This is a genomic window from Arenibaculum sp. (assembly GCF_035998295.1).
In the GTDB taxonomy this organism is placed as follows: Bacteria; Pseudomonadota; Alphaproteobacteria; order Azospirillales; family Azospirillaceae; genus DASYHS01.
Genome location: NZ_DASYHS010000114.1, coordinates 1 through 9,347, shown reverse-complemented (window position 1 = coordinate 9,347; position 9,347 = coordinate 1). Strand labels below are relative to the sequence as shown.

Below are 9,347 nucleotides of genomic sequence, written 5' to 3'. Positions count from 1 at the left end.
GCCCGCGCCGCCGCCAGCATCCCCATCAGCGTGTTGGAGCGCAGGACGATCGAGGTTTCCGGAACGCTCGCGCGCAGCCATTGCGCGGAGCCGAGATGGGCGAGGCTTTCGTCCGGGCCGATCCAGGACGGGTGGTCGGCGTCGAAGCGGCCCGGCACGCCGTAGACCGCGCTCGCGACCGCGACCGTGCGGCGGCCGACGAGATGGTCGGGCGGGCGGCGGGTCGGGCGGATCGCGACGTCGGCATCGCGCCGCGTCAGGGTCAGGAAGGCGTTGGTGACGACGATCTCCAGCACGATCTCCGGGAACGCCTCGCGGAAGGCCGCGAAGACCGGCGCCAGCACGTCGACCAGCGTGTCGGTCGTGGTGACGCGGACCGAGCCGCTCGGCCGCAGGTCCTCGCCGGCGAGGCGGCGCTCCAGCTCGCCCAGCTCGCGGTCCATGCGGCCGGCCGCATGGACCGCCGCCTCGCCGGCCGGCGTCGGGGCGTAGCCGTCGCGCGCCCGGTCGAACAGGCGCACGCCCAGCCGCTCCTCCAGCGCGCCCAGGCGCCGGAAAGCGGTCGAATGGTCGATGCCGAGCGTCCGGGCCGCCCCCGTCAGCGTCCCCTCGGCACCGATCGCGAGCACGAGGCGCAAATCCTGCCAGCCGATCCGCTCTTGCATGGATGCAAGCTCCCTTTTCCAAGTCCCAATATAGCTTGCATCGCGGAACGGGCATAGCGTCGGGGCACCTCGAACCGGAGACCCCGTACCATGACCGACCACCGACTGGCCCCCTATGCCGCCCTGACGTTGCGCCTCGCGCTCGGGGCCATGTTCCTCGCGCACAGCGTCGTGCTGAAGCTGTTCGTGTTCACGCTGGCCGGCACGGCCGCGTATTTCGACTCCATCGGCCTGCCGGGCTGGCTCGCCCATCTCGTCTTCGCCGCGGAAGCCGCGGGCGGCGTGCTGCTCCTGCTCGGCGTGCAGACGCGGTGGGTATCGCTCGCCCTGGTGCCGATCCTGGCCGGGGCCACCTGGGCCCATGCCGGCAACGGCTGGATGTTCGGCTACCCGAACGGCGGCTGGGAATACCCGCTCTACCTCACGGTGCTGGCGCTCGTGCAGGCGATGCTCGGCGACGGCGCGCTGTCGCTGAGCCCGTCGCGCCGGATTCCGGCCCCCCGCCCCGCCTCCTACGCCTGACCCGGAGTTCCGTGCCATGCCGATGCCGAACCTGCGCCTCGTCAGCCATCATCTCTGCCCCTACGTCCAGCGCGCGGCGATCGCGCTCGCCGAGAAGGGGGTGCCGTTCGAACGCGTCCAGATCGACCTCGCCGACAAGCCGGACTGGTTCCGGGCGATCTCGCCGCTGGGAAAGGTCCCGCTGCTGCTGGTCGGCGACGAGGTCCTGTTCGAATCCTCGGTCATCTGCGAGTTCATCGAGGAGACCGCCCCCGGCGCGCGCCTGCATCCCGAGGACCCGCTGGAGCGCGCCCGCCACCGGTCGTGGATGGAGTTCGGCTCGTCGATCCTGAACGAGATCGCGGGCTTCTATTGCGCGCCGGACGAAGCCACCTTCGAGAAGAAGCGGCAGGCGATCCGGGACCGGCTCGCCCGGGTCGAGGACGGCTTCGGCGCCGGCCCGTGGTTCGGGGGCGAGACCTTCTCGCTGGTGGACGCGGTGTTCGGGCCGGTCTTCCGGTATTTCGACGCCTTCGAGGCGGCCGGGATCGGCGGCTTCATGGACGGGCTGCCGAAGCTCGCGGCCTGGCGCGGGCGCCTGGCGGCGCGGCCGAGCGTGCGCGACGCGGTGGCGCCGGACTACCCGGCGCGGCTGCGGGCCTTCCTGGCCGCCCGCCCATCCCATCTCGGCACCCTGGTCGCGTGAGGCCCGCAATGGCACGAACGGTCAAGATGATGGTGGACGGCGTCTGGCGGGGGGACATGCCGGACGGGCCGGAGTTGCGGGCGCTGCGGGCGGCGTCGGCGGACCGGTTCCGCCACGCCGTCTCGGCGGACGGCTTGACGCCCTTTCCGGCCGAGGCCGGGCGCTACCACCTCTACGTCTCCTACGCCTGTCCATGGGCGCACCGGACGATCCTGTACCGGCGGCTGAAGGGGCTGGAAGGGGTGATCGGCATGTCGGTCCTGCATCCGCGCTGGGGCGGGCCGGACGGCTGGACCTTCGGCGACAGCGACATGAGCACGGTCGACCACGCCGGCGGGCGCGCCACGCTGCACGAGGTCTATGCCGCCGCGGCTCCCGACTACACCGGCAAGATCACGGTCCCGGTGCTGTGGGACCGCAGGACGGGCGCGATCGTCAACAACCAGTCCGGCGACATCATCCGCCTGCTGGACCACGCGTTCGACGGCGTCGGCGGCGACGCCGGCGTCCGCTTCCGCCCGGAAGCGCTCGCGGGGGAGATCGACGCCCTGAACGCCTGGCTGCTGCCGGAGCTGTGCGAGGGGGTGTACGCGGCCGGCTTCGCCGCGACGCAAGCCGCCTACGAGACGGCGGTCCGGGGCGTGTTCTCGGCGCTGGGCCGGCTGGAGGGGCTGCTGTCGGACGGAAGGGCCTGGCTTCTGGGCGACCGGGTCACGGAGCCGGACTGGCACCTGTTCTGCACGCTGGTGCGGTTCGAGAGCGCATACCGCGATGCGATGCGCTGCACGCTGCGGCCGCTGTCGGCGTATCCGTTCCTGGTGGCGCACCGGGAAAGGCTGCTGGCGCTTCCGGGCGTGGCGGACACGGTCCGGCAGGACCATGTCCGGCGCCACTACCACGACGTCCTCGGCGAGGTCGACCCGGCGATCGTGCCGCTAGGCCCGCAGGCCGCCCGAGCCACCGACGGAGCCGCCACCGGGGCCGGAGAACGGCCCTAGCCTTCGGACTTGGCCTCGGGGGCGGCGGGCGCCGCTTCGCCGGCCGGTGTTGCGGGCGCCGCTTCGCCGGCCGGTGTTGCAGGCGCCGCTTCGCCGGCTGGTGCGGCGGGTGCCGCGTCGCCGGCCGGCTTGGCGCGGCGCCTGAAGGTGTTCTTCTTGTAGACGACTTCTTCCGAGGCGCCCGGGGGGCATTGCACGATCTTGCCGCCCTTCTCGAGGAAGTCCCGGGTCATTGCGTCGATCTGCTTGCGGTCCGAAGTCCGCTTGTCGGCAGTCATGCCGCCTCCTGTTCCGTTGCGGGAGGTCGGGCCGTCTGGCGTCCGCCCGGTACCCTGAAGCGTGTGCGTTCCTTTCCGATATGGGCATCGGAGGCCGCATCCGCAAGCATGGACCAAGCCTCAGCCGATCCGCACGTGCTCCGCGGACCAGGCGCCGGGCCATACCTCCGCCTTCTCGGCGCGCAGGCCGCGGATGCGTTCGAGCGGGATTCCGGCGACCAGCATCGGCCCGTCGGGATCGGCGCTGGAGGAGACGGCGGGGACCTGGTCGAGCAGGCCGGTGAAGCCCAGCGCCTCCTCGCAGGGGATGAAGACGGCGGCCCCGGAGGTGTTGCCCTCGACCCGGTCCGGCCGGGGGACGTCACCGATGCAGCCGAGTGCCGCGACCGCGCAGAACAGCTCGACCGCGCGCGCCCGGGCGCAGCCGAAGACGCGCGCATGGCCGGAGGCGAGCCCGGTCATGGAGGGCACCAGCAGCAGGTCGAGCCCGAGGCCGGCGATCCTGGCCGACAGGGCCGGCAGCTCGACGTCGAGGCAGATCGCGATGCCGAGGCGCAGGCCGCGCCAGCCCACGACCCGGAAGCGGTCGCCGGGCACGAGCATCCAGCCGTCGGGGTCCTTCTCCGAGGGGGTCAGGCACAGCTTGTCCTGCCGGACGAGGTCGCCTTCCGGCAGGAACAGGCGGGCCTGGTTGAAGAAGCCGCCCCGCGGCGCCGGCACGGGAGCCGTGCCGGCGAGCAGCGCCAGCCCCGTGCGCGACGAGATGCCGGCGAGGCCCGGCTCCAGGGCGGCCGCCTGCTCCGCCATCCAGGCGACCTCGCCGGTATGGTCCAGGTCCGGCGGCGCCCAATGCAGCCATTGGGCCGAGACGTATTCGGGCAGCGCCAGCAGCGCGGCCCCGGCATCACGCGCGCGGCCGGCCATGCGCTCGACGCCGGCGAGCCACGCCGCCGGCCCGGCCGGCGGCGTGGCGACGTTGGTTGCCCAGAGGGCGACGGTGAAGGTGTCCACGATTCTCCGTGTGTCAGGCCTTACGGCGTCAGGAACGCAGCCGCGTCCAGACGCGGTTGCGCAGGTCCCGGTTCTCCTGGGAGCACTGCTTGTTCTCGTTGAAGCGCGCTTCGGCGCCCGGCGGGGGAACCACCGCGGGGTCGGAGCGCAGATCCTCGTCGAGGAACTCGGCCGAGGCCGGCACCGCGTTCATGTAGCCGGTGAAGTTCGACGCGGCGGCCGCGTTGCGCGGGTCGAGCATCCAGTCGATGAAGATCTTGGCGTTCTCCTTGTTGGGCGCGTCCTTCAGGACGACGAAGTTGTCGCTCCACAGGTTGATGCCTTCCTTGGGGTACACGTAGACCAGGGAAGGCAGTCCCTTGCGCGTGCGGTGGGCGGCGCCGTTCCACTGCATGTGCATGATCACCTCCTTGGCGATCATGCGCTCGATCGTGCCGTCGGACTGGTACATCGCGAGCTGGGGCTTCTGCGCCGCCAGCAGGTCGTAGACCCGGGACGCGTCCTCGCGGTCCTCGGTGCAGGGATCGATGCCGAGATACATCGCCGCCGCCTTGAACAGCTCCACCTCGTCGTTGAGGGCCACGGTCTGGCCCTCCAGCTCCGCCGGCGGGTCGAAGAACACCGCCCAGCTCTCCTCGAGCTTGCCGGGGACGCGGGCGCCGTCGTAGCTGAAGCCGGTCGTGCCCCACATGTAGGGGGCGGAATATGCGCGCTCGGGGTCGTACCAGGGCTTGTCGTGGGGGGCCGACACGTTCTTGAAGTTGGGGAGCTGGGCTGCGTCGATGCGCTCGATCAGGTCCTGCTTGATCATCGCCTCGACCATATAGTCGGACGGCACCGCGATGTCGTAGCCGGACGCGCCGGCCTGGAGCTTCGCCAGCATGGTCTCGTTGCTGTCGTAGACGTCGAGCGTGACCCGGATGCCGGTGTCCTCCTGGAACTTCGTCAGCAGCTCCGGCGGGAAATAGTTCGACCAGTTGTAGAGGAACAGCTCGCCGGCGGCGGCGGCCGGCTGCGCGGCCCCGAGGGACGCCGCGAGGGCCAGTCCGGCGGCGGAGAGCGTGAGCTTGCGGATCATGACGGAACCTCCCGTTTTTGGATCAGCCGGCGCGCCGGCCGATCAGGTAAGAAAGCGAGACGAACAGGATCGAGACGACCAGCATCAGGGCCGAGACGGCGTTCACCTCCGGGCTGACGCCGATGCGGATCATGCCGAAGATGTAGATCGGCAGCGTCGTTCCCCCCGCCCCCGCGACGAAGTACGTGATCACGAAGTCGTCGAGCGAGATGATGAACGCCAGCATCGCGCCCGACAGGACGCCCGGCCAGAGCAACGGCAGGGTAACCCGCAGGAACGTCCGCCACGGCCCGGCGTAGAGGTCGGCCGCCGCGTCCAGCAGGGCCGGGTCCATCCCGGCGAGCCGGGCCCGGATCGGCAGGTAGGCGAAGGGGATGCAGAACACGGTGTGGGCGAGGGCGACCGTCAGCAGGCCCAGCTCCAGTCCGATCAGCACGAAGAACAGCAGGGTCGCGACCGCGGTCACGATCTCCGGCACGACGAGCGGCAGCGAGATCAGGGCCGTCGCGGCGCGCTCGGACCTGACGCGGCGGCGCGCCAGGCCGAGGGCGGCGGCCGTCGCCAGCACCGTGGAGCAGGCGGTCGCGATGAGGGCGACCGTCAGCGAGTTGCGCGCCGCGCGCATGATGTCGGCGTTGGCCAGCACCCGGCCGAACCAGTCGGTGGTGAAGCCGGTCCAGATCGTCGCCGTCGTGTTGGCGTTGAAGGCGAGCACGACCAGCACGACGATCGGCAGGTAGAGATAGGCGAAGAAGGCCCAGGCTACGGCGCGCGTGCCGGGAAAGCGGCGCAGGTCCGTCATCGCCCGCCCTCCGCGGGGCGCTTGAAGCGCAGCGTGTAGACCATCATCACCAGCAGCACGATCGCGAGCAGCGCGAAGGCGAGCGCCGCGCCGAAGGGCCAGTTGCGCGCGACGCCGAACTGGCCCTGGATCAGGTTGCCGATCAGCAGCGCCTTGCCGCCGCCCAGCAGCTCCGGCGTCACGTAGGCGCCCAGGCACGGGATGAAGACGAGGACGCAGCCGGCCGCGATGCCGGGTGCCGCCAGCGGCAGCACGATCCGGCGCAGCGCCTGCCATTTGCCGGCGTAGAGGTCGTAGGCCGCCTCGACGAGGCGGAAGTCCATCTTCTCGAGGCTGGTGTAGATCGGCAGGACCATGAAGGGCAGGAAGGAATAGACGAGCCCGATCGCGACCGCGGTGTCGGTGTAGAGGATGCCGAGCGGCCCGTCGGTCACGCCCATCCAGCGGAGCAGCCCGTCGAGCAGGCCGTTGTTGCGCAGCAGCAGGATCCAGGCGTAGTTGCGCACCAGCAGGTTGGTCCAGAACGGGATCGTGACCAGGAAGACCAGGAGGTTGCGCCGCGCCGGCGGCTGCATCGCGATGTAGAGCGCGGTGGGCAGGCCGACCGCGAGCGCCAGCGCGGTCGTCCACAGCGCGAGGCCGAGGCTGCGCGCGAAGATGCGCAGATAGTCGGGGTTGAACAGCAGCGTGTCGTCGAAATCGCGCTCGAACAGGAAGCGGACATAGGCTTCGCCCGAGAACACGTCCCACTGCACGCCGCCATAGGTCCCCTTCTCCAGCAGCGAGACGTAGCCCATCAGCAGGAGCGGCCCGACCATGAACACCACGAGGACCAGCAGGGCCGGCGCGACCAGCAGGCGCTGGCCCAGGCGTCCGCGGGCGTCCAGGGAAGCGGCCATTCAGTCCTCCAGCACCTGCCAGGCGTCCGGCTCGACCACGACCGACACCCGCTCGCCGACGGCCGCCGTGGCGGTCCCGGCGGCCCGGTTCTGCTCGCGCACGACGAAGGTCGGGCCGCCGTCGAGCGCCACGTGGTAGGCGGTGTCCGTGCCGGAATAGACCGCCTCGCCGACCGTGCCGGGCCAGCCGCCATCGCCGTCGCCGCCCCCGGCCGCCAGGCGCAGCCGCTCCGGCCGGACCGCCAGCGTCACCGGGCGCCCCGCGCCGACGCCGTCCGCGCGCAGCGCGACCCGCATGCCGCCGTCGAGGTCGACCAAAGCGGCCCCGTCCGCCTCCCCGACCACGCGCCCGCCGACGAGGTTGGTCTCGCCGATGAACTGGGCGACGAAGCGGTGGCGGGGATGCTCGTAGACGTCCCGCGGGCTGCCGACCTGGAGCACGTGGCCGGACCGCATCACGGCGATCCGGTCGGACATGGTGAGTGCCTCCTCCTGGTCGTGGGTCACGAAGACGAAGGTGATGCCGGTCTCGCGCTGCAGGCGCTTCAGCTCGATCTGCATCTCCTTGCGCAGCTTGAGGTCGAGGGCCGACAGCGGCTCGTCCAGCAGCAGCACCTTGGGCCGCGGCGCCAGCGCGCGGGCGAGCGCCACGCGCTGCTGCTGGCCGCCCGAGAGCTGGCCGGGCTTGCGCCGGCCCAGCTCCGGCAGGCGCACCAGGTCCAGCATCTCCGCGACGCGGGCCTCGCGCTCGGCCCGCGGCCAGCCCAGCATCTCCAGCGCGAAGCCGACATTGCCCGCGACGCTCATATGCGGGAACAGCGCGTAGCTCTGGAACACGGTGTTGACCGGGCGGCGGTGCGGCGGCAGGCCCTGGATCGGCTGGCCGAACAGGAGGACGTGCCCCTCCGTCGGCTCGTCGAAGCCGGCGACCATGCGCAGCAGCGTGGTCTTGCCGCAGCCGCTCGGCCCGAGCAGGGTGAAGAACTCGTTGTCGAGGATGTCGAGGTCGACGCCGGCGAGTGCCGCCGTCTCGCCCTCGCCCGCGGTGTGGTAGACCCGCGTCACGCCCCGCAGGGATACGGCCGCCGCTACAGGCACGCGTCGATCCCGGACAGGAAGTTCGCGGTGTTGACGCCGAGCTCGGCGACCGCGTAGCCGCCCTCCATCAGCACCGCCGTCGGCAGGCCGAGCCGGCCGACCGCCTCGCCCATCCGCACGTAGTCGTCGTGGACGAGCTTGAACCGGGAGATCGGGTCCTTCTCGTAGGTGTCGGCCCCGAAGGACAGGACGAGCGCGTCGGGCGCGAAGTCCCGCACGCGCGCCAGCGCCGCGTCCAGCGCCGCGCGGTAGGCATCCCACGCGGTGCCCCAGGGCAGCGGCAGGTTGAGGTTCGCCCCCTGCCCGTCCCCCTCGCCGGCCTCGTCGGCATGGCCGAGGAAGAACGGGTATTCCTGCCGGGGATCTGCGTGGATGGAGACGGTCAGCACGTCGCCCCGGCGGTAGAATATCTCCTGCGTGCCGTTGCCGTGGTGGTAGTCGACGTCGAGCACCGCGACCCGCGCAGCACCCTGGTCGCGCAGCCACTGCGCGGCGACGGCGGCGTTGTTGAGGAAGCAGTAGCCGCCGTAGAAGCTGCTGCCGGCGTGGTGGCCGGGCGGGCGGCACAGGGCGAACACGGCGCGCGCACCGGCCCGGACGCGCGCGGCGGCGCTGAGCGCCACGTCGACGGCGCCGGTCGCCGCGGCCCAGGTCCCTTCCGTGATCGGGGTGCCGGCGTCGAAGGAGTAGTAGCTGAGCCGGCCGTCGATCGTGAGCGGCGGGACGCGGCGCATGCCCGGCGCCAGCCAGGTCAGCGGCAGCGCGTCGTGGCTGCGCCCGGCGCGGGTCCATTCGTCCCACGACGTCCGCAGGAACTCGACGAAGTCCGGCGCGTGGACCCGCAGGATCGGCTCGACGCCGAAGCGATCGGGCTCCACGACGTCGCCGAGGCCGGCGGCCCGGACGCGGTCGAGGACGATGTCGGCGCGCTCCGGCTTCTCGAAGCACGGGACGAGCGCGCCGCCGGTCAGCTCGGCACGTCCGTGCTGCCGGCGATGGTCTTCGGAATAAACGGTCAGCATGGGTCGTGGGATCGCAACAAAGGGGACGGAAGGGCCGAAACCCAGGAATATCGTTCCAGCCTAAGAGGAATTTCCGGCGGTGGCTAGCGGTGGAATGGAGGGGGCGTACCGGGGACGGCTATTCGCGGTCGTCCCGCGGAACGCCATGTCGTAGTTCCGGCCGCCGTAGAATATTCCGAGGACGGGAACAGGAACCGGCGCTGCTGTCGGAGATCGGCGGCGACGGCTGAGGGGGCCGCTGGTCGCCCCGTTCAGGGATCCGGCAGCGCATACCAGTCGCTGCCTCCGA

Annotated in this window: 11 protein-coding genes; 3 read left to right on the top strand and 8 right to left on the bottom strand. The window is 71.5% G+C overall.

What is annotated here, in order from left to right:
* A partial coding sequence (locus VGO20_RS11970; protein WP_327502577.1) for a LysR family transcriptional regulator occupies positions 1–665 on the bottom strand: 665 nt, incomplete at its 3' end.
* Positions 666–755: 90 nt separating this feature from the next.
* Here VGO20_RS11970 and VGO20_RS11965 point away from each other — a divergent pair.
* Genes VGO20_RS11965 through VGO20_RS11955 form a run of 3 tightly spaced genes read left to right on the top strand, consistent with a single transcriptional unit; the run spans position 756 to position 2,870 of the window.
* On the top strand, positions 756–1,187 hold the full coding sequence (locus VGO20_RS11965; RefSeq protein ID WP_327502576.1) for a DoxX family protein: 432 nt from the start codon (positions 756–758) through the stop codon (positions 1,185–1,187).
* Between the two features lie 16 nt (positions 1,188–1,203).
* Positions 1,204–1,872: a glutathione S-transferase family protein gene (locus tag VGO20_RS11960; RefSeq protein ID WP_327502575.1), complete on the top strand. Its 669-nt coding sequence runs from the start codon at positions 1,204–1,206 to the stop codon at positions 1,870–1,872.
* Between the two features lie 8 nt (positions 1,873–1,880).
* Complete coding sequence (locus VGO20_RS11955; protein WP_327502574.1) at positions 1,881–2,870, top strand: glutathione S-transferase C-terminal domain-containing protein; 990 nt, start codon at positions 1,881–1,883, stop codon at positions 2,868–2,870.
* On the opposite strand, the gene VGO20_RS11950 is transcribed toward VGO20_RS11955, so the two are convergent.
* From VGO20_RS11950 to VGO20_RS11920, 7 genes are all read right to left on the bottom strand, one after another.
* Positions 2,867–3,148: a hypothetical protein gene (locus tag VGO20_RS11950; RefSeq protein ID WP_327502573.1), complete on the bottom strand. Its 282-nt coding sequence runs from the start codon at positions 3,146–3,148 to the stop codon at positions 2,867–2,869. The two genes, VGO20_RS11955 and VGO20_RS11950, sit on opposite strands and share 4 nt — an antisense overlap.
* 120 nt (positions 3,149–3,268) lie before the next feature.
* Positions 3,269–4,159 carry a nitrilase-related carbon-nitrogen hydrolase gene (locus tag VGO20_RS11945; protein WP_327502572.1) on the bottom strand — a complete coding sequence of 297 codons (891 nt, stop codon included), beginning with the start codon at positions 4,157–4,159 and terminating at the stop codon, positions 3,269–3,271.
* A 28-nt stretch (positions 4,160–4,187) separates the two neighbouring features.
* Positions 4,188–5,237, bottom strand: a complete 1,050-nt coding sequence (locus VGO20_RS11940; RefSeq protein WP_327502571.1) for an extracellular solute-binding protein — start codon at positions 5,235–5,237, stop codon at positions 4,188–4,190.
* A gap of 22 nt (positions 5,238–5,259) precedes the next feature.
* Positions 5,260–6,039 (bottom strand): ABC transporter permease, encoded by a 780-nt coding sequence (locus VGO20_RS11935; protein WP_327502570.1) that lies wholly within the window; start codon positions 6,037–6,039, stop codon positions 5,260–5,262.
* Positions 6,036–6,938 carry an ABC transporter permease gene (locus tag VGO20_RS11930; protein ID WP_327502569.1) on the bottom strand — a complete coding sequence of 301 codons (903 nt, stop codon included), beginning with the start codon at positions 6,936–6,938 and terminating at the stop codon, positions 6,036–6,038. The genes VGO20_RS11935 and VGO20_RS11930 overlap by 4 nt, the downstream gene beginning before the upstream one ends.
* The gene (locus tag VGO20_RS11925) at positions 6,939–8,036 is read right to left on the bottom strand and encodes an ABC transporter ATP-binding protein (protein WP_327502568.1); all 1,098 of its coding nucleotides are present in this window, start codon (positions 8,034–8,036) and stop codon (positions 6,939–6,941) included.
* Positions 8,027–9,058 carry a histone deacetylase family protein gene (locus VGO20_RS11920; protein ID WP_327502567.1) on the bottom strand — a complete coding sequence of 344 codons (1,032 nt, stop codon included), beginning with the start codon at positions 9,056–9,058 and terminating at the stop codon, positions 8,027–8,029. Before VGO20_RS11920 ends, VGO20_RS11925 begins: the two co-directional genes overlap by 10 nt.
* Positions 9,059–9,347 lie beyond the last annotated feature (289 nt).

Excerpts from the sequence above, each read along its gene's own strand:
- VGO20_RS11940 (WP_327502571.1), bottom strand. The coding sequence starts at position 5,237 with ATGATCCGCAAGCTCACGCTCTCCGCCGCCGGACTGGCCCTCGCGGCG.
- VGO20_RS11935 (WP_327502570.1), bottom strand. The coding sequence starts at position 6,039 with ATGACGGACCTGCGCCGCTTTCCCGGCACGCGCGCCGTAGCCTGGGCC.
- VGO20_RS11955 (WP_327502574.1), top strand. The coding sequence starts at position 1,881 with ATGGCACGAACGGTCAAGATGATGGTGGACGGCGTCTGGCGGGGGGAC.
- VGO20_RS11960 (WP_327502575.1), top strand. The coding sequence starts at position 1,204 with ATGCCGATGCCGAACCTGCGCCTCGTCAGCCATCATCTCTGCCCCTAC.
- VGO20_RS11920 (WP_327502567.1), bottom strand. The coding sequence starts at position 9,058 with ATGCTGACCGTTTATTCCGAAGACCATCGCCGGCAGCACGGACGTGCC.
- VGO20_RS11930 (WP_327502569.1), bottom strand. The coding sequence starts at position 6,938 with ATGGCCGCTTCCCTGGACGCCCGCGGACGCCTGGGCCAGCGCCTGCTG.
- VGO20_RS11965 (WP_327502576.1), top strand. The coding sequence starts at position 756 with ATGACCGACCACCGACTGGCCCCCTATGCCGCCCTGACGTTGCGCCTC.
- VGO20_RS11950 (WP_327502573.1), bottom strand. The coding sequence starts at position 3,148 with ATGACTGCCGACAAGCGGACTTCGGACCGCAAGCAGATCGACGCAATG.